The organism is Cellulomonas marina (assembly GCF_900111925.1).
GTDB classification, from domain to species: Bacteria; Actinomycetota; Actinomycetes; order Actinomycetales; family Cellulomonadaceae; genus Cellulomonas; species Cellulomonas marina.
On sequence record NZ_FOKA01000017.1, the window covers coordinates 17007 to 35085 of the forward strand.

The window sequence follows — 18079 nt, forward strand, 5'->3', positions numbered from 1 at the left end:
GTCGCACCCCCGGCAGTTACAGTGCGCCGGTGCCCGAGCCCGCCGCCGTGACCCCCCGCGCGCCCGCTCCCGTGCGCCCGCGCACCGCCGCCGTCGTCGTCGCCTCCGACCGCCGCGCGCGCGGCGAGGGGGTCGACCGGTCCGGCGTCGTGCTGGTCGAGGGCCTGCGCGACGCGGGGTGGTCGTGCGGGGACGCCGTCGTCGTGCCCGACGGCGTCGAGAGCGTGCGCGCGGCGGTGCGCGACGCCGCGGACGCCGGCGCGGCCGTGGTGCTCACCAGCGGCGGGACGGGGGTGGGACCGCGCGACCTCACGCCCGAGGCGACCGCCCCCCTGCTCGCCCGGGAGCTGCCCGGCGTGGCCGAGGCCCTCCGGCGTGCCGGGGCCGCGCACGTGCCGACCGCGATCCTCTCGCGCGGGCTGGCGGGCGTGACGGCCGGCGGGGTCGTCGTCGTCAACCTGCCGGGGAGCCCCGGGGGCGCTCGCGACGGCCTGGCGGTGCTCCTGCCCGTCCTCGACCACCTCACCGCCCAGCTCGCCGGAGGCGACCATGACGACTCCCCCGCCCCGCCCGCCGGTGCCGACCAGCACGGAGGGCACGGAGGGCACGCAGCGCACGACCGGCACGACCGGCACCACGGCACGCACGGCAGCGGCGGCGGCGCTCACCCCTGAGCCGCTCGACGCCGCCGCCCACCTGGCGATGGTCGCCGACCCGGCGACTGGCGCGGTCACGCTGTTCGTCGGCACGGTGCGCGACCACGACCCCGCCGTCACGGGCGAGGTGGTGGCGCTCGAGTACTCGGCCCACCCCGACGCGGGTGCCGTGCTGCGCCGGCTCGCGGACGCCACGGCCGCCCACCCGGACGTGCTCGGCGTCGCGGTGAGCCACCGGGTCGGTCGCCTCGTCGTCGGGGAGCCGGCCATCGCCTGCGCGGTCGCGACGGCGCACCGCGCCCCGGCGTTCGACCACTGCCGCGCGCTCGTCGAGGCCGTCAAGGCCGAGCTGCCCGTGTGGAAGAAGGAGGTCCTGGCCGACGGTTCCCACACGTGGGTGGGCTCGGCCTGAGCGCGGTCACCCGCCGGCGAAGGGCGGCAGCACGTCCACGGTGGCCCCGGGCGGGACGGCGGAGCCGTCGTCGAGGCGGTGCCCGTCGGCCAGGAGCGAGCAGCGCGTCAGCACCCGCCGCAGGTCGGCGCCGTGCCGGCCGGCCAGGTCCGCGCGCAGGTCCGCCGCGGTCGCGGGCGCCTCGAGGCGCTCCTCGTCCCGGCCCGCCGCCTCGGCCGCCGCCGCGAAGTACCGCACGGTGATCACGCGGCACCCCCCTCGACGACGGCCTCCGCGGCCGACGCCGCGTCGCCCCGCCGCCAGTCCCCGGACCGTCCCCCGGACTTGCCCTCGACGCGCAGGTCCGTGATCTCCGTCAGCCGGTCCAGGCCCTTGACCATGTCGACCACGGCCAGCGCGGCGACGGCGGCCGCCGTGAGCGCCTCCATCTCCACGCCGGTGCGGTCGGCCGTCCGCACCGAGGTCCGCACGACGACGCCCTCGTCGTCCACCTCGAGGTCGACGGTGACGCCGTGCACGCCGATGACGTGCGCCAGCGGGAGCAGGTCGGGCGTGCGCTTGGCGGCCGCGATGCCGGCGATGCGGGCGACCGCCAGCACGTCGCCCTTCGGCGCGGTGCCCGACCGCAGCGTCCCGACCACCGCCGGCGAGCACCGCACGCGCGCCGAGGCGGACGCCTCGCGGACGGTCGGCGTCTTGCCGGTCACGTCGACCATCCGGGCGTGCCCGGCGGCGTCGAGGTGGGTCAGCCCGTGGTCGGGCGGGCCCTGGTCGCTCATGCGGTCCTCCTGCGGGGGGCGTCGTCGGTGGTGGGCGCGATGGTGGGCGCGGTGCCGGTCGGGGACGCGGCGTCGGTCGTAGGTGCGGGGCCGGTGCCCCGGACGACCTCGCCGCCGGCGCGGACCCAGGCCTGCACGCCCCCCGCCAGCGACCGCACGGTTCCGCGGCGGCCCGCGGCCAGCAGGTGGGCGACGGCCCGGGCGGAGCGGACACCGGCCGCGCAGTGCACGACGAGCGGGGCGTCGTCCTCGACCCCGGGCACGCGCCCGTCGCCCTGCGCGAGCAGCGCGGCCAGCGGCACGTGCACCGAGGCGGGCAGGCGCACCAGCGCCCGCTCGCCGTGCTCCCGCACGTCGACGACGACGGGCGCGCGCGTCCCGGCGGGGACGGCCGCCAGCTCGGCGACGAGCGCGGCGGCCGCGACCACGGGCACGTCGTCCTCGCGCGCGCCGGACGGGGACGGCGCGTCCTCGGGGACGGCACCGGAGAGCCGGCCGACGAGCGGCACCTCCCGCCAGCGCAGGCGGGCGGCGTCGAGCACGGCGACGCGGCCGAGCAGGGGCTCGCCCGTCCCGGTGAGGAGCTGGACGGCCTGCAGCGCCATGAGGCTCCCGACGACGCCGCACAGGGCGCCGAGCACCCCCGCCTCGGCGCACGAGGGCACCTCGCCCGGCGCCGGCGGCACCGGGAACAGGTCGCGCAGCTGCACCGGCACCACGCCGCTGCCCGCGGGCGGCCGCCCCCAGAACACCGACACCTGCGCGTCGGTCCGCAGCACGGACCCCCAGACCTCCGGCAGACCGCGGCGCGCGCACGCGTCGGCGACCGCGTACCGGGACCCGAACGTGTCCGTGCCGTCGACCACGAGGTCGTAGCCGTCGAGCAGGCCGGCCGTGCTCGCGTCCAGCCGGACGGGGTGCTCGACGACGCGGGTGCGGCTGCTCAGCCGCCGCACCGCGTCCGCCGCGCTGGCCACCTTCGGCCGCCCGACGTCCGCCTCGCCGTGGACCACCTGCCGCTGCAGGTTCGAGCTGTCCACGACGTCGTCGTCGACGACGCCGAGGGTGCCGACGCCGGCCGCCGCGAGGTACTGCAGCACGGGTGCGCCCAGCCCCCCGGCACCGACGACGCACACGCGCGCGGCGCGCAGGCGGCGCTGCCCGACCTCGCCGAGGTCCGGCAGCAGCAGGTGGCGCGACCAGCGCTCGGCCTCCTCGGCGTCGAGCGGCGGCCCGGGCGCGACGAGCGGGGCGAGCGGCACGTCGCCATTGTGCGCCACGCCTCGCCCGCGGCATCCAGCGGGTCCGGGCGCGGGCGGCCGGGTGCGGACGCGGATGCGGCTCGATCGCGTCGGTCGAGCCGCACGTGCTGCTGTACCGTCGCATCCGTGACGACGTTGCGCGTGCCGCAGGTGGCGGAGGTGCTCGGGGTCAGCACCGACACGGTCCGGCGCTGGGTCGACCGGGGGCTCCTGCCCGACCAGCACGACGCCGCCGGCCGGCGCGTCGTCGACGGTGCGGCCCTGGCGGCGGTGCTGCGCGCCCAGCGGCACCTGGACGCGGACGGCCGCTCGTCGGCCCGGAACCGGCTGCCGGGCATCGTCACGGACGTCGTGCGCGACGGCGTCATGGCCCAGGTGGAGCTCCAGGCGGGCCCGTTCCGGCTCGTCTCGCTCATGTCCCGGGAGGCCGCCGACGAGCTCGGGCTCGCCCCCGGCGTCCTCGCGGAGGCCGTGGTCAAGGCGACCGTCGTCGTCGTGGAGCGTGCGGGGGCGGGCGCGTGAGCCCGCACGACCCGGGACGGCGGCGGCACGACCGGGTGGTGGCCGCACCCGTCCTCGCCGTCCGCGCGGCCGCGGCCGTCGCGGTGGCCGGGCTGGCGGCCTGCGCGGGCGCCGGGGACGCGGCGGCCCCCGCCGGCGACCCCGTCGCGGCACCGGCCTCCCCCGAGCTCGCGGGGACCGTGACGGTGCTGGCCGCCGCCTCGCTGACGGACGCGATGGCGGAGCTGGAGACGGCCTTCGAGTCGCGGCACCCCTCGGTGGACGTCGTGGTCAGCCTCGCCGGCAGCTCCGCCCTCGCCGCCCAGGTCCTCGCCGGCGCCCCTGCGGACGTGCTCGTCACCGCGTCGACGGCGACGATGCAGCCCGTCGTCGACGCAGAACTCGTCGAGGACCTGCCGGTCGTGCTCGCGTCGAACACCCTCGAGATCGCCGTCCCCCCCGACGACCCCGGGGCCGTCACGGGCCTGGCCGACCTCGCCGACCCGGGGCGCACCGTCGCGCTGTGCGCGCCGGAGGTGCCGTGCGGGGCGGCCTCGGCGGAGCTGTTCGCCCTCGTGGGGCTGGTGCCGGCACCCGACACGCTGGAGAACGACGTCCGGGCGGCGCTGACGAAGGTGCGGCTGGGCGAGGTCGACGCCGCGCTCGTCTACCGCACGGACGTCATCGCCGCCGGCGACGAGGTCCGCGGCGTGCCCGTCCCCGAGGCGGCGCAGGTCGTCACCGAGTACCCCGCCGCCGTGCTCGCCGACGCGCCGTCGCCGGCGGCGGCCCGGGCCTTCCTGGACCTGCTCACCTCGGCCGACGGGCAGGACGTCCTGCGCGACGGCGGGTTCCTCGTCGCCGACGCCGCGACGTCGTGAGCCCGCGCGGGCGCGTCGTCCGGGGTGGCCGCGCCGGCGGCGGCGAGGTCGGCGGCGGGATCGGCGGTGAGGTCGGCGCCCCGCGGTCGGCGCGCGTCGTCGCCGGCGTGCCCGCGGGCGTCGGGGTGGCGCTGCTGGTGCTGCCGCTCCTGGCCCTCGTGGTGCGCACGCCGTGGGCCCGCGCCCCCGAGGTCCTGGCCGACGCGGCCGTCGGGCAGGCGCTGCGGCTGTCGCTCGGCTGCGCCGCCGCGGCGACGGGGCTGTGCCTGCTCGTCGGGCTCCCGCTCGCGTGGCTGCTCGCGCGCGCCCGCGGCGGTGCGGCCGCGACCGTGCGCGCGCTGGTGAGCGTGCCCCTCGTGCTGCCCCCCGTCGTCGGGGGCGTGGCCCTGCTCATGCTGCTGGGCCGGCGGGGGCTGCTCGGCCGCCCGCTGGACCTGGCCTTCGGCGTGACCGTACCCTTCACGACGGCCGCCGTCGTGCTGGCGCAGGCCTTCGTGGCGCTGCCCTTCCTCGTCGTCGCCGTCGAGGGCGCGCTGCGCGCCGCGGACCGCCGCCACGAGGAGGTGGCCGCCACCCTGGGGGCGTCGCCCGGGGTCGTCGCCCGCCGCGTGACGCTGCCGCTGGTCGCGCCGGGCGTGCTGTCGGGGACGGTCCTGTGCCTGGCCCGGGCGCTCGGCGAGTTCGGCGCGACCATCACCTTCGCCGGCAGCCTGCCCGGCGTCACGCGCACCCTGCCGCTCGGGGTCTACCTCGCGCTGGAGTCCGACCCGGACGCGGCCCTCGTGCTGTCGGTGCTGCTGCTCGTCGTGTCCCTCGCCGTGCTGCTCGTGCTGCGGCACCGGTGGCTGCGGTGATGGCGGCCCCGACGCCGGTCACGACGCCGGACCCACCGGCTCCCGACGGCGGCCTGGACGCCGCCGTCCGCGTGCGGCGCGGCGACCTCGTCCTCGACGCCGCGCTGACGGCACGCCCGGGGCAGGTGGTCGCGGTGCTGGGGCCGAACGGGGCCGGCAAGACCACGCTCCTGCGGGCGCTCGCCGGACTCGTGCCGCTGGTCGCCGGCCGCGTCGTCGTCGGCGGGCAGGTGCTCGACGACGTCGACGCCGGCGTCCGCGTCCCGGCGTACCGGCGCGGCGTCGGCCTGCTCCCACAGGACCACCTCCTGCTCCCCCACCTCGACGCGCGGGACAACGTCGCGTTCGGGCCGCGCGCGCAGGGTCTGCCGCGTCGCCGCGCCCGGGAGGTCGCGGACCGGTGGCTCGCGGCCGTCGGCGCCGCGCACCTCGCCGCCGCGCGGCCGCGGGCCCTGTCGGGCGGGCAGGCGCAGCGCGTGGCGCTGGCCCGCGCCCTGGCGGTGCGGCCGGCGCTCCTCCTGCTCGACGAGCCGACCGCCGCGCTCGACGCGCTCGCCCGGCTCGAGGTCCGGTCGCTGCTCCGCGAGCACCTGCCGCGGGCCGACGGCACCGGCGTCCTCGTCACGCACGACGTGCTCGACGCCCTCGCGCTCGCCGACCACCTGGTCGTGCTCGAGACCGGGCGCGTGGTGCAGGAGGGCCCGCCCGCCGCCGTCGTCGCCGCGCCGCGCACGCCGTTCGTCGCCGGGCTGGTCGGCCTCAACCTGTGGGAGGCGACGGTCCACGGGGTGCGCGTGCGGCTGGACGGCGGCGGCGAGCTCGTCACGGCCGTCGCTCCCGCCCGGCCCGGACCCGTCCTCGTCACCGTACGCCCCGGTGCGGTGCGGGTGGCGAGGGCACCGGTGGGGACGGCGGACGACGCGGGGACGGGTCCGGCCGACGGGTGGCCCGCCCGGCTCGTGGGGCTCGAGCACCAGGGCCAGGCCGTGCGGCTGCGCCTGCAGCCGACCGGCCGTGCCGGGGCAGCGCTGCTCGCCGACGTCGAGCCCGACCGGGTCGCCGCCCTGAGCGTGGGCGCACCGGAGCTGTGGGTGCAGGTGCCGCCCCAGGAGGTGGTGCTGCAGCCGCGGTAGGTCGGCCAGGATGGCGCCGTGCCCCGACGACGACAGGACGCCCGGACCGCCGCAGAGGCGGACGCAGCTAAGCACCGGGCGGACGAGCACGACGCGGACGGGCACGACGCCACCGGGCACGACGCGGCCGAGCAGGACGCGGCCGAGCAGGACGCGACCGAGCAGGACGCCGCCGAGCAGGACGGCGAGCCGGACGCCGTCGCGCACGCCGCCGCCGACCTCTACGTCGCACCACCGGAGGAGTTCGTCCGCCGGCGGGACGCCGCGGCCCGCCTCGCGCGCAGCACCGGGGACCGCGAGGCGGCCGCGGGCATCGCCGCCCTGCGACGGCCGACCGTGTCGGCGTGGCTCGTCAACCTGCTCATGGTGGACAGCCCGCTGCTGGCCGGGCAGGTGCGCGACCTCGGCACGGGGCTGCGGGAGGCCGCCGCGCACCTCGACGGGCCGGGGCTGCGCGACCTGGACCGGCAGCGCCGCCAGCTCGTCGCGGCGCTGGTCCAGCGGGCGCGCGACGTGGCGCGTGCCGAGGGCCACCGCATCACCGACGCCGTGGCGCTCGAGGTGGAGACGACGCTCTCCGCGGCCCTGACCGACCCGTCGGTCGCCGCCGAGGTGACGTCCGGGCGACTGACGGGTCCCCGCACGCACGTCGGCTTCGGGCTGCCCGACGAGGCCGGCACGTCCCCGCCTCCGTCCGCACCGCCGGCGCGCGTGCCGACCGCCTCGGACGGCCGCCGGCGTCGCGCAGCCGAGCAGGACGCGGAACGGACGCGCCGCCGCGAACGGGCCGAGGCTGCGCGGGAGGCCGCCCGGACCGCGCTCGCGACGGCCCGGGAGGCGGCCGACGTCGCCGTGCGGCAGGCCGACGACGCCCGGCGGGCGCAGGACGAGGCCGACCGGCACGCCGCGGATGCCCGCGACGCGGAGGCGGCGCTGGAGGAGCGGCTGGCGGACCTCGAGCGGCAGCTCGACGCTCAACGGCGGACGACGCAGGCCGCGGCGGCGGCGGCGAGGTCGGCCGCGGAGGCCGCCGCTGCCACCCGGACGGACCGCGAGCGGACGGCGGAGGAGGTGGAGGACGCGGAGCGGCTGCTGGCCGAGGCCGAGGCCGAGGTGCAACGGGAGTCGCGCACCTGACCCGCTCCTCAGTCCTCGACCACCAGCACCCGCAGGTCGCGCGGCCCGTGCACGCCCTCGACGCGGACGAGCTCGATGTCGCTCGTCGCGCTGGGGCCCGAGATCCACGTCATCGGCCGCTCCGGGTGCGTCGCGAGCAGCGCCACGGCCTCCGGCACCGAGCCCACGACCTGGTCCGCGCGGACGACGCACACGTGCCGGTCCGGCAGCAGGGTCAGGACGCGTCGGCCCTGGTCCCCCTCCCCGTCGAGCACGATCGTCCCGGTCTCGGCGACGGCCACGCGGCACGCGGTGACGACCGCCGCGGTCGCGTCGAGCGCGGCGTGGGACAACGGCGCCACGGACGCGCCGGGCACGGCCATCGGATCCCCTGTCGCATCGCCGGTCGCGTCACCGGTCGGGTCCCCCACCGGCGCGACGCCGTCGACGAGCACCTCGCCGACCGCCTCCCGCGCGGCCGCGACCCACGCGGGGTCCAGGCCCGGCGGCACGACCACGCGCGGCACCCCCTCGAGCTGGGCGGCGACCGCTGCGGCCAGCCCGGCGGTGGAGGTGCGCACGACGGTCGCGCGGTAGTCGACGAGCCGGTCGACGAGGAGCTCGACCGCCTCCGAGGACCCCGTCGCGACGTCCCCGTGCCGCCGGTAGTCGCGGGGCACCGTCGGGACGGGCGCCGCGCTGCGGCCCGGTGCCGGGGCGAGCGCCCGACGCACGCGTGCCAGCACCTCCGTCCGGGCGCTCACGGCTGCTCCTCGCCGTCCGCGCGGGTGCCACCGGTCCCGCCGGTCCCCTGCCGGTCGGCCACCTGCCCGCCGGCGGCCCCCGGCTCGGGGCGCTGCTCGAACCAGTCGCGGAACGTCTGCCGGGGCAGCACCGGCAGGTCGCGGCTCGACGTCCACAGGCTGCCGGGGAACGGCAGGCGCCGGACCCGGCGCGGCAGCAGCCGCCGGGCCAGGGGCACCGCCCGCCCGGCCCAGCGGAAGACCGTCCCCGACCGCATCGACAGGGCGGCCAGCCCGAGTCCGACCGACCACCCCGTCGGGCGCGCGCGCCGGCCCTGGGGGTGCTGCGCCTGGTCGCGCAGGTGCACGAGCGCGGTCGGGATGTCGATCTTCACCGGGCACGCGTCGTAGCAGGCGCCGCACAGGCTGCTGGCGAACGGGAGCGTCGCCGCCGGGTCGTGCGGGTCGAGGCCGCCCTCCGCGCCGACGCCGAGGAGCTGTGGTGTGAGGATCGCGCCGATCGGACCGGGGTAGACCGAGCCGTAGGCGTGCCCGCCCGTGCGCTCGTACACGGGGCAGACGTTGAGGCAGGCCGAGCAGCGGATGCAGTGGAGGGCTGTCCGGCCGATCTCGTCGGCCAGGGCGCGCGTGCGACCGTTGTCGAGGAGGACGAGGTGGAACTCCTGCGGCCCGTCCCCCGGCGTCACCCCCGTCCAGAAGGTCGTGTACGGGTTCATCCGCTCCCCCGTCGACGACCGCGGCAGGAGCTGCATGAACACCTCGAGGTCGGTGAACGTGGGCAGCACCTTCTCGATGCCCATCACCGTGATGAGGACCCGCGGCAGCGTCAGGCACATGCGCCCGTTGCCCTCGGACTCGACCACCGCGACCGTGCCCGTGTCGGCGACGGCGAGGTTGGCACCGGAGATGGCGACGTCGGCGCGCAGGAAGCGGGCGCGCAGGTGGGCCCGGGCCGCCGCCGCGAGGTCGGCCGGTTCCGAGGTGAGGCCGGCCGGTGCGTCGCCCATCGACCCCGTGAAGATGTCCCGGATCTGGTCCCGGTTGCGGTGGATGGCCGGCACGAGGATGTGGGAGGGCATGTCCCCCGCGAGCTGGACGATGAGCTCGGCCAGGTCGGTCTCGGTGGCCTCGATCCCGGCGGCGGCCAGGTGCTCGTTGAGGCCGATCTCCTGCGTGGCCATCGACTTCACCTTCACGACCTCGTGGGCGTCGGCCGCGCGGACCAGGTCGGTGACGATGCGGTTGGCCTCCGCGGCGTCCCGCGCCCAGTGCACGACCCCGCCCCGGGCCGTCACGCTCGCCTCCAGCTGCTCGAGCAGGTCGGGCAGCGTCGCCATGACCTGCTGCTTCACACCGGACCCGGCGGCGCGCAGGTCTTCCCAGTCCGACAGCTCGGCGGTGACGGCCAGGCGCTTGTCACGGATGGTGTGCGTCGCGCGCCGCAGGTTCGCGCGCAGCTGACCGTCCTGCAGCGTCTCGTGGGCCGCGTCGGGGAACGTCGGCCCCCAGCGCAGCGGGTCCGCCGGGTCGGCCGCCGGCAGCGGCCGGACGGTCGGCATCCCGAGGTGGACGCTCATGCCCCGACCTCCGCCCGCCCCGCCGACCGCCCCGCGCCACGCCCCGCGGCCCGCCCGACGTGCGCGACCTCGGGCTCGGGCCGCCACGGGTGCTCACGCGTCGCGGCGAGGATCTCCGCCAGGTGCAGCGACCGCACCCCCGAGCCGCCCCGGTCCAGCGCGCCGGAGATGTTCATGAGGCAGGACCAGTCCCCCGCCGTGAGGTACGGGGCGCCGGTCGACACCACGTTCGCGCACTTGTCCGCCACCATCGCGGCCGACGTCTCGGAGTTCTTCAGCGAGAAGGTGCCGCCGAACCCGCAGCACTGGTCCGCCTCGGGCAGGTCCACGAGCTCGAGGCCGGCCACGGCGCGCAGGAGCCGGGTGGGCCGGTCCCCCACCCGGAGCATCCGGAGGGAGTGGCAGGTGGGGTGGTAGGTCACGCGGTGCGGGAACCACGCGCCGACGTCGGTCACCCCGAGCACGTCGACCAGGAGCTCCGAGAGCTCGTACGTGCGGCCGGCGAGCTGCTCGGCCCGCCGGGCCAGGCGCTCGTCGCCCGCCCGGCGGCACACCATGCCCTGCTGGTGGCGCGTGGCCGCCACGCAGGACCCCGACGGGGCGACGACGGCGTCCCACTCCCCGTCGAGCACCGGTTCGAACGCGCGCACGTGGTTGCGGATGACCGGCAGCGCCTGCCCCTGGTAGCCCGAGTTCACGTGCATCTGCCCGCAGCACGCCTGCCCGGCGGGGACGTCGACCTCGTGGCCGAGGCGCTCGAGCACCCGGACGGTCGCCTGGGCGGCCTGCGGGAACAGCGCGTCCGACAGGCAGGTGGCGAAGATGGCGATGCGCACGTGCTCTTCCTATCCCAGAGGTCCGACACGACGACGCCGCCCCCCCGACCCGCTCACAGGCCGGGGGGCGGGTCGGGGCTCAGCGCAGGAACGCCGCCGCGACGCCGGAGTCGACCGGCACGTGCAGCCCCGTGGTCTGCACCAGGTCCGGCCCCGTCAGCGCGAAGACGGCGGCCGCCACGTGCTCCGGCAGCACCTCCTGCTTGAGCAGGGTGCGCTGCGCGTAGTACGTGCCCAGCTCCGTCTCCGGCACGCCGTACACGGCCGCTCGCTGCGCGCCCCACCCGCCCGCGAAGATGCCCGAACCGCGCACCACGCCGTCCGGGTTCACGCCGTTGACCCGGATGCCGTGCTCACCGAGCTCCGCCGCCAGGAGGCGCACCTGGTGGGCCTGGTCGGCCTTCGTCGCCGAGTAGGCGATGTTGTTGGGCCCTGCGAACAGCGAGTTCTTCGAGGCGATGTAGACGATGTCGCCACCCATGCCCTGGGCGATCATGGCGCGTGCGGCCTCGCGGGCGACGAGGAACGAGCCGCGCGCCATGACGTCGTGCTGGAGGTCCCAGTCCCTGACGGTCGTCTCCAGCAGCGGCTTCGAGATGGACAGCCCGGCGTTGTTGACGACGAGGTCCACACCCCCGAAGGCGAGCGCGGCCTCGCGCACCAGCGCGGCCACCGCCTCCTCGTCCGTCACGTCCGCGCGCACCGCGACGGCGACGTCGGGGCCGCCGAGCGCGTCGGCGACCTCCTGCGCGCCCTCGAGGTTGAGGTCCGCGATGACGACGCACGCGCCCTCCGCCGCGAGCCGCTCGGCGATGGCCTTGCCGATGCCCGACCCGGCGCCGGTGACGACGGCGATCCGCGTCGCCAGGGGCTCGGGCGCGGGCATGCGCCGCAGCTTGGCCTCCTCCAGCGCCCAGTACTCGATGCGGAACTTCTCCGCCTCGTCGATGGGGGCGTAGGTGCTGATCGCCTCGGCGCCGCGCATCACGTTGATCGCGTTGACGTAGAACTCGCCGGCCACGCGCGCCGTCTGCTTGTCCTTGCCGAACGAGAACATGCCCACGCCGGGGACGAGCACGATCGCCGGGTCCGCGCCGCGGATCGCCGGGCTGTCCGGCGTCGCGTGCCGGTCGTAGTAGGCCTGGTACTGCGCGCGGTACTCCGCGTGCAGCTCCTTCAGCCGGGCGACGACGTCGTCGAGCGGGGCGTCGGACGGCAGGTCGACGACGAGCGGCGAGACCTTCGTCCGCAGGAAGTGGTCGGGGCAGGACGTCCCGAGCGCGGCCAGGCGGCCCAGCGCCCCCCGCGACACGAAGTCCAGGACCACGTCGGAGTCCGTCAGGTGGCCCACCTGCGGGCGGTCCGTCGACGCCAGCCCGCGGACCACGGGCGCCAGGGCGGCGGCCCGCAGGCGGCGCTCGGCCTCGGACAGCGCGGCGTAGCCCTCGCGCACCGGACCGAACGGGTGCGTGCCCTGCGCCTCGAGCGCGGCGGTGCGCTCGGCGACGTACTGCTCTGCGGTGCGGACGATCTCGAGCGAGCGCGCCTCGGCCTCCTCGGACGTGGCACCCCACGCGGTGATGCCGTGCCCGCCGAGGATGCAGCCGATCGCCTCGGGGTGCGCCGCGTGCACGGCGGCGATGTCCAGGCCGAGCTGGAAGCCGGGGCGGCGCCAGGGGACCCACACGACGCGGTCGCCGAAGACCTCCGCCGTCAGCTTCTCGCCGTCGGCGGCCGTCGCGAGGGCGATGCCGGCGTCCGGGTGGAGGTGGTCGACGTGCGCCGCGCCGACGAGGCCGTGCATCGCGGTGTCGATCGACGGGGCGGCACCGCCCTTGCCGTGCAGGCAGTAGTCGAACGCCGCCACCATCTCGTCCTCGCGGTCGACGCCGGGGTAGACGCCGACGAGCGCGCGCAGCCGGTCCAGGCGCAGCACCGCCAGGTTCTTCTCCGTCAGGGTGCCCAGGTCCCCGCCGGAGCCCTTGACCCACAGCAGCTCGACGGGCTCACCGGTCACCGGGTCCGTGTCGGTGCCCTTGGCGGACGTGTTCCCGCCCGCGTAGTTCGTGGTGCGCGGGTCGGCGCCCAGGCGGTTGGACCGGGCGATCAGGGCGGCGGCCTCGGGGTGCGTCATCGGCGGGTCTCCGTGAGGTGGGACGAGGGGGGCTGCGGTCGGCGCGCGGTCCGACGTCCGGCGCGGGCGCCCCGTCGGTCGACCCCGGGCACCGGCCCGGCGCTCCGCCGTGCCGTTCGCCCTTGAATCGATTCACGCAGGGCGACGGTAGCAGGACCGCCGACCCGCCTGCAAGGACCTCGTCGTCCGTTCCCCGCCCGCCGGGCGGGCCCGGAGGTCACGACGTGGGCGACGACCCGCCCGCCCCCGCGCGAGCGCGGCCGGGCACGAGGGACGAGGCCCGCACGACGAGCTCGGGCTGGAACACCACGTGCTCCGCGGGCTCGCCCGGCCCGCGCGCGAGCAGCAGGTCGGCGGCGCGGTACCCCATCTCGAGCGCCGGCTGGCGCACGGACGTCAGGGGCATCGCCAGCTCGCTCGCGATGTCGATGTCGTCGTACCCGACGCACGCCACGCGCGACAGGAGCGCCGTCCCCCCCAGGCGTCGCAGCGCACGCTGCACGCCGACCGCGACGAGGTCGTTGACGCACAGCACGGCCTCGGGCGGCCGGCCGCCCGACGCATCGACGAGCCGGCCCATCGCGACGTCGCCCCCACCCGCGTCCAGGGATGTCAGCCGGACCTCCTCCACCACGACGTCCGGGTCGAGCCCCTCGTCGGCCACCGCCTCGCGGATCCCCCGCAGCCGGTCGGCGCACTGCCGGATGGTGTGCGGCCCGTTGAGGAACGTCAGCCGCCGGTACCCCAGCTCGAGCAGGTGGCGCGCGGCCAACGCGCCGCCGGCCGCGTCGTCGACCGACACGGACGACAGGTCGGGCGACGAGGACGCCGCGTCGAGGAGGACCACCCGCACGCCCCGGCGCTGCACCGCCCGCAGGGGCTCGACGTCGAGCGACCCGGGCACGACGAGGAGCCCGACGACGCCCTTCTCCTCGAACAGCCGCAGGTAGCGCGCCTCGCGGGCAGGGTCGTCGTCGGAGCTGGCCAGCATGAGCGTGTGGTCGGCCGCCGTCAGCCGGTCCTCGATGCCGCGTGCGACCTCGGTGAAGAACGGGTTGCGGATGTCCAGCAGGATCGCGCCGACCGTCGTGATGGTGCCCGCGCGGAGCTGGCGCGCCAGCCCGTTGGGCACGAAGGACAGCTCCTCGATCGCCGCCTCCACCCGGGCGCGCGTCGCGGGCGCGACCGTCTCCGGGCGGTTGAGCACGTTGGACACGGTCCCCACGGACACACCCGCCTGACGGGCGACGTCCGCGACGGACGCGCGGCGGGGCGTCGTCGCTCGCGGCACGCGTGGATCCTTCCACAGGTCGGGGCCGCCTCCGGCCGTCGCCGCGCAGGGAGCGCGCCCGCGCGCCTACACGTCCGCGAGGCGCCGTTCCGCGCGCTCCCAGGCCGCGGCGCCGGCGGCCGTCGGCTCGTACCGCACGAGGTCGCCCGACGCGCGGACGACCTCGCGGACCGCGGGCAGGCCGCCCTCGAGGTGGCCGAGCGCCACCGCCTGCACGAGCAGGTTGCCCATGGCCGTGCCCTCGACCGGGCCGGCGACCACCGGCAGACCGGTCGCGTCCGCGGTGAGCCGGCACAGCAGCGCGTTGCGCGAGCCGCCGCCGACGACGTGCACCACGTCGACGTCCACCCCCGCCAGCTCACCCGCGGTGCGGACGGCCCGGCGGTAGGCGAGGGCCAGCGAGTCGAGGATGCACCTCGTCACCTCCGCCGGGCTCTCCGGCACGGGTCCGAGGCCACCGCCGGTCCGCCGGGCGGCGGCGACGACACGCGCCGGCATGTCGCCCGGCGGCGCGAAGGCCGGGTCGTCGACGTCGACCACCGCCCGCAGCGGCGGCACCTCCGCGGCTGCGGCGAGCAGGTCCGTCAGCTCCTGGGGGCGGCCCTGCGCCCGCCAGGTGCGCAGGGACTCCTGCAGCAGCCACAGCCCGGCGACGTTGCGCAGGAAGCGGACCGTGCCCTCGACGCCGCGCTCGTTGGTGAAGTTCGCGGCCCGGCCCGCCTCCGACAGCACCGGCTCCGGCCGCTCCAGCCCGACGAGGGACCACGTGCCCGACGAGATGTACGCGGACCGCTCGGACGTCAGCGGGACCGCCGCGACCGCCGACGCCGTGTCGTGCGACCCGACGGCGACGACCTGCGCGCCGGACAGCCCGAGGCCGGCGGCGACGGGGTCCAGCACCGACCCGACGACGGTCCCCGGGAGGACGACCTCGGGCAGGAGCCGGGACAGGTCCTCCCCCGTGACGGCCTTCAGCGCGTCGAGGGCGGCCCCGCTCCACGTCAGCGTGGCGGCGTCGACCATCGCGGTCGTGGACGCGTTGGTCAGCTCCGCCACGCGGCGGCCGGTGAGCCAGAAGCCCAGGAGGTCGGGGACCAGCAGCAGGTCCTCGGCCGCACGCACCCGGGCGCTGCCCGCCTCGGCCACGAGCTGGAAGAGCGTGTTGAAGGGCTGCACCTGTATGCCCGTCCGCTCGTACAGCGCGGCGGCCGGCAGCGCCTCGAAGAGCCGCTCGGGCGCCCCCTGCGTCCGCGCGTCGCGGTAGTGCACGGGGTTGCCCAGCAGCTCGCCGTCGCCGTCGAGCAGCCCGTAGTCGACCGCCCACGTGTCGACGCCGATGCCGGCGACGGGTCCGTGGTCACGGGCGGCGACGGCCAGCCCCTCGCGCACCCCCTGCCACAGGGAGAGCACGTCCCACGACAGCCGCTCACGGGCGCCGCCCACGCTCCACGCCGTCGTCGTCACCGGGGTGTTGGCGAACCGGCCGACCTCGTGCGTGACCAGCCGTCCCTCGACGAGCCGGCCGGTGAGAACACGTCCGCTGGAGGCCCCGAGGTCGACGGCCGCCAGCGTCGGTGACCGCCGGTCCACTCAGGCCCCCCAGCCGGCCTGCTGCCCGCCCACGCGCTCGGCGACCGTGCGCTCCGCGTAGCCGGACGCCCGGTACGCCGCCAGCGGGTCCGCGGGCAGCCCGCGCTCCTCCCGCCAGGCGGCGAGGTCGGGCCGCACGTCGGTGTAGAAGGCGTCCATGACCAGGCCGTTGGCACCCAGCACGTCCCCGGCGTCCTGCGCCGCCCGCAGCGCCTCCTGGTCGACGAGGAGGGCGCGCGCGGTCATCTCCTGCACGTTGAGCACGGACCGGATCTGGCCGGGGATCTTGTCCTCGACGTTGTGGCACTGGTCGAGCATGAACGCCACCGGCGAGCCCTCCTCCAGGCCGCCCCCGCGGACGACCTCGAAGAGGATGCGGAACAGCTGGAAGGGGTCGGCCGCGCCGACGATGAGGTCGTCGTCGGCGTAGAAGCGGGAGTTGAAGTCGAAGGAGCCCAGCCGGCCCAGGCGGATGAGCTGGGCGACGATGAACTCGATGTTCGTGCTCGGCGCGTGGTGCCCCGTGTCGAGGCACACCATGGCCCGCTCCCCCAGCGCCGTGACGTGCGCGTAGGAGGTGCCCCAGTCCGGCACGTCCATCGTGTAGAAGTACGGCTCGAAGATCTTGTACTCCAGCACGAGCCGCTGCTCGGGGCCCAGCCGGTCGTAGATCGTCCGCAGGGACTCCGCGAGGCGGTCCTGGCGGCCCCGGATGTCCCCCTGCCCCGGGTAGTTGGTGCCGTCCGGCAGCCAGATCTTCAGGTCCTGCGACCCGGTCTCGTGCATGACGTCGATGCACGCGAAGTGGTGGTCGACCGCCTTCTGGCGGATGCGCGGGTCCGTGTGGGTCAGGGAGCCGAGCTTGTAGTCGTCGTCCTGGAACGTGTTGGAGTTGATGGTCCCCAGCCGCACGCCCAGGTCCTCGGCGTACGCGGCCAGCTTGCCCCAGTCGTCGACCAGGTCCCACGGGATGTGCAGCGCGACGGACGGCGCCAGCCCTGTGAGGCGGTGGACCTCCGCCGCGTCCTCGAGCTTCTCCTGCACGGTCCGCGGGGTGCCGGGGGTGCTGAACACCTTGAACCGGGTGCCGGCGTTGCCGAAGGCCCAGCTCGGCAGCTCGATGGCCTGCCGCTCGAGCGTGCGCAGGACGGTGGGGTCGATGGTCACGGCAGGTCCTCGGGTGTCTCGACGATGACGACCCGTGAATCGTTTCATCGACGCGGCCGAGGTGTCAAGCACCGGCGGGAGGAGCTGTCGACCGACGAGGGGGCCGGCCCTCGTCCGGCCGACCCCCTCCGCAAGCCCTCCCGCACGTCCGTCGCGCGGGACCGCCCGTCAGTCCTTCCAGACCTTCCAGGGCGCCTCGTCGGCGTCCCAGAGGGCGTTGAGGTCCGTCCAGTCGCGGAACGTGTCCATGCCGGCCCAGAAGCCGGAGTGCCCGTACACGCCGAGCTGCCCGTCCCGCGCCGCGCGCTGCAGGGGCGCCCGCTCGAGCAGCAGCCCGGGGTCCGTGTCGAGGTAGCGGTCGAGGAACGGCCGCTCGAAGAAGAAGTACCCGCCGCTGACCCAGCCCGTCGTGCTCTGCGGCTTCTCGAGGAAGGCCTCGACCTTCGTCCCCGAGGCGTCGGCCGTCATCTCGCCGAAGCGGCTGGTCGGCCGCACGCCCGTGACGGTCGCGGCCAGGCCGGAGGCCCGGTGCTGCGCCAGCTCGGCGGTGAGGTCGACGTCGCCGACGCCGTCGCCGTACGTCAGCGCGAAGGTCGAGTCGCCGATGTAGTCGGCGACCCGCTTGATGCGGGCGCCCGTACCGGTGAGCAGGCCCGTCTCGGCGAAGGTGACCTCCCAGTCCACGTCGCCGCCCGACCCGTGGAAGCGCGGCGTGTGGTCGCCGCCCACGTGCAGCGTGAAGTCCTCGGAGTGCTCGCGCATGTCGAGGAAGTACCGCTTGATGAGGTCGCCCTTGTAGCCCAGGCAGAGCACGAAGCGCCGGAACCCGTGCGCCTCGTACGTCTTCATGATGTGCCACAGGATCGGCTTGCCGCCGATGTCGACCAGCGGCTTGGGGAGCTTCTCGCTCGCCTCGCGCAGCCGCGTGCCCATGCCGCCGCACAGGATCACCACGGGGATGTCCGCCGGGTCGGTCCCTGCTGTCGGTGCTGCCATGTCCACCCTCTCGTCGTCACCCCTGTCGTCCCGACCGTAGGGGCCGGTGGCCCGCCGTCGCGCGCCCGGTGGCTTTTCTCACCCTCTGGGGGGTCTCGTCCGGAACGTCCGACCCTTAGCGTGGTCGTGC

At 76.7% G+C, this 18079-nt stretch carries 18 protein-coding genes; 7 read left to right on the forward strand and 11 right to left on the reverse strand.

Annotated elements, in window-relative coordinates; genetic code table 11:
* The first annotated feature begins 29 nt into the window (after nucleotides 1-29).
* Together BM048_RS15310 and BM048_RS15315 are read left to right on the forward strand one after the other, a co-directional pair.
* On the forward strand, nucleotides 30-674 hold the full coding sequence (locus BM048_RS15310; protein ID WP_308439528.1) for a molybdenum cofactor synthesis domain-containing protein: 645 nt from the start codon (nucleotides 30-32) through the stop codon (nucleotides 672-674).
* Between the two features lie 28 nt (nucleotides 675-702).
* Nucleotides 703-1068: a molybdenum cofactor biosynthesis protein MoaE gene (locus tag BM048_RS15315; protein WP_090034432.1), complete on the forward strand. Its 366-nt coding sequence runs from the start codon at nucleotides 703-705 to the stop codon at nucleotides 1066-1068.
* Between the two features lie 6 nt (nucleotides 1069-1074).
* Here the strand turns inward: BM048_RS15315 and BM048_RS15320 are convergent, their stop codons facing one another.
* Genes BM048_RS15320 through BM048_RS15330 form a run of 3 tightly spaced genes read right to left on the reverse strand, consistent with a single transcriptional unit; the run spans nucleotide 1075 to nucleotide 3109 of the window.
* Entirely contained in the window at nucleotides 1075-1314 is a 240-nt protein-coding gene (locus BM048_RS15320) for a MoaD/ThiS family protein (protein ID WP_090034358.1), read from the reverse strand.
* Nucleotides 1311-1847, reverse strand: coding sequence for a cyclic pyranopterin monophosphate synthase MoaC (gene moaC, locus BM048_RS15325; protein ID WP_090034359.1), 537 nt, complete (start codon nucleotides 1845-1847; stop codon nucleotides 1311-1313). Before moaC ends, BM048_RS15320 begins: the two co-directional genes overlap by 4 nt.
* Complete coding sequence (locus tag BM048_RS15330; protein WP_090034361.1) at nucleotides 1844-3109, reverse strand: ThiF family adenylyltransferase; 1266 nt, start codon at nucleotides 3107-3109, stop codon at nucleotides 1844-1846. Before BM048_RS15330 ends, moaC begins: the two co-directional genes overlap by 4 nt.
* A 126-nt stretch (nucleotides 3110-3235) precedes the next feature.
* Between BM048_RS15330 and BM048_RS15335 the strand changes: the two genes are divergently transcribed.
* The 5 genes from BM048_RS15335 to BM048_RS15355 are packed head-to-tail and all read left to right on the forward strand — an operon-like array spanning nucleotide 3236 to nucleotide 7615.
* The gene (locus tag BM048_RS15335) at nucleotides 3236-3631 is read left to right on the forward strand and encodes a TOBE domain-containing protein (protein ID WP_090034362.1); all 396 of its coding nucleotides are present in this window, start codon (nucleotides 3236-3238) and stop codon (nucleotides 3629-3631) included.
* A gap of 38 nt (nucleotides 3632-3669) precedes the next feature.
* Complete coding sequence (gene modA, locus BM048_RS15340; protein ID WP_239078911.1) at nucleotides 3670-4491, forward strand: molybdate ABC transporter substrate-binding protein; 822 nt, start codon at nucleotides 3670-3672, stop codon at nucleotides 4489-4491.
* Between the two features lie 59 nt (nucleotides 4492-4550).
* On the forward strand, nucleotides 4551-5345 hold the full coding sequence (locus BM048_RS15345) for an ABC transporter permease (RefSeq protein WP_175499583.1): 795 nt from the start codon (nucleotides 4551-4553) through the stop codon (nucleotides 5343-5345).
* The gene (locus tag BM048_RS15350; RefSeq protein WP_090034434.1) at nucleotides 5345-6478 is read left to right on the forward strand and encodes an ABC transporter ATP-binding protein; all 1134 of its coding nucleotides are present in this window, start codon (nucleotides 5345-5347) and stop codon (nucleotides 6476-6478) included. The genes BM048_RS15345 and BM048_RS15350 overlap by 1 nt, the downstream gene beginning before the upstream one ends.
* A gap of 18 nt (nucleotides 6479-6496) precedes the next feature.
* Nucleotides 6497-7615: a hypothetical protein gene (locus tag BM048_RS15355; RefSeq protein WP_090034371.1), complete on the forward strand. Its 1119-nt coding sequence runs from the start codon at nucleotides 6497-6499 to the stop codon at nucleotides 7613-7615.
* Between the two features lie 8 nt (nucleotides 7616-7623).
* Here the strand turns inward: BM048_RS15355 and BM048_RS15360 are convergent, their stop codons facing one another.
* From BM048_RS15360 to BM048_RS15395, 8 genes are all read right to left on the reverse strand, one after another.
* The gene (locus BM048_RS15360) at nucleotides 7624-8358 is read right to left on the reverse strand and encodes a LutC/YkgG family protein (protein WP_090034373.1); all 735 of its coding nucleotides are present in this window, start codon (nucleotides 8356-8358) and stop codon (nucleotides 7624-7626) included.
* Entirely contained in the window at nucleotides 8355-9935 is a 1581-nt protein-coding gene (locus BM048_RS15365) for a lactate utilization protein B (protein ID WP_090034374.1), read from the reverse strand. The genes BM048_RS15360 and BM048_RS15365 overlap by 4 nt, the downstream gene beginning before the upstream one ends.
* Nucleotides 9932-10771, reverse strand: coding sequence for a (Fe-S)-binding protein (locus BM048_RS15370; RefSeq protein ID WP_090034376.1), 840 nt, complete (start codon nucleotides 10769-10771; stop codon nucleotides 9932-9934). The genes BM048_RS15365 and BM048_RS15370 overlap by 4 nt, the downstream gene beginning before the upstream one ends.
* A gap of 79 nt (nucleotides 10772-10850) precedes the next feature.
* Nucleotides 10851-12905 (reverse strand): bifunctional aldolase/short-chain dehydrogenase, encoded by a 2055-nt coding sequence (locus tag BM048_RS15375; RefSeq protein ID WP_090034377.1) that lies wholly within the window; start codon nucleotides 12903-12905, stop codon nucleotides 10851-10853.
* Nucleotides 12906-13122: 217 nt separating this feature from the next.
* Nucleotides 13123-14196: a LacI family DNA-binding transcriptional regulator gene (locus tag BM048_RS15380; protein ID WP_090034379.1), complete on the reverse strand. Its 1074-nt coding sequence runs from the start codon at nucleotides 14194-14196 to the stop codon at nucleotides 13123-13125.
* Nucleotides 14197-14262: 66 nt separating this feature from the next.
* Nucleotides 14263-15786: a rhamnulokinase gene (locus tag BM048_RS15385; RefSeq protein WP_090034380.1), complete on the reverse strand. Its 1524-nt coding sequence runs from the start codon at nucleotides 15784-15786 to the stop codon at nucleotides 14263-14265.
* On the reverse strand, nucleotides 15787-16953 hold the full coding sequence (gene rhaI, locus BM048_RS15390) for an L-rhamnose isomerase (protein ID WP_239078910.1): 1167 nt from the start codon (nucleotides 16951-16953) through the stop codon (nucleotides 15787-15789).
* 168 nt (nucleotides 16954-17121) lie between these two features.
* Nucleotides 17122-17949 (reverse strand): glucose-1-phosphate cytidylyltransferase, encoded by an 828-nt coding sequence (locus BM048_RS15395; RefSeq protein WP_090034438.1) that lies wholly within the window; start codon nucleotides 17947-17949, stop codon nucleotides 17122-17124.
* Nucleotides 17950-18079 lie beyond the last annotated feature (130 nt).

Bases quoted from the DNA above. Each gene is read 5' to 3' on its own strand.
- BM048_RS15315 (WP_090034432.1), top strand. From the start codon at position 703: ATGGTCGCCGACCCGGCGACTGGCGCGGTCACGCTGTTCGTCGGCACG.
- BM048_RS15395 (WP_090034438.1), bottom strand. From the start codon at position 17,949: ATGGCAGCACCGACAGCAGGGACCGACCCGGCGGACATCCCCGTGGTG.
- BM048_RS15350 (WP_090034434.1), top strand. From the start codon at position 5,345: ATGGCGGCCCCGACGCCGGTCACGACGCCGGACCCACCGGCTCCCGAC.
- BM048_RS15375 (WP_090034377.1), bottom strand. From the start codon at position 12,905: ATGACGCACCCCGAGGCCGCCGCCCTGATCGCCCGGTCCAACCGCCTG.
- BM048_RS15365 (WP_090034374.1), bottom strand. From the start codon at position 9,935: ATGAGCGTCCACCTCGGGATGCCGACCGTCCGGCCGCTGCCGGCGGCC.
- moaC (WP_090034359.1), bottom strand. From the start codon at position 1,847: ATGAGCGACCAGGGCCCGCCCGACCACGGGCTGACCCACCTCGACGCC.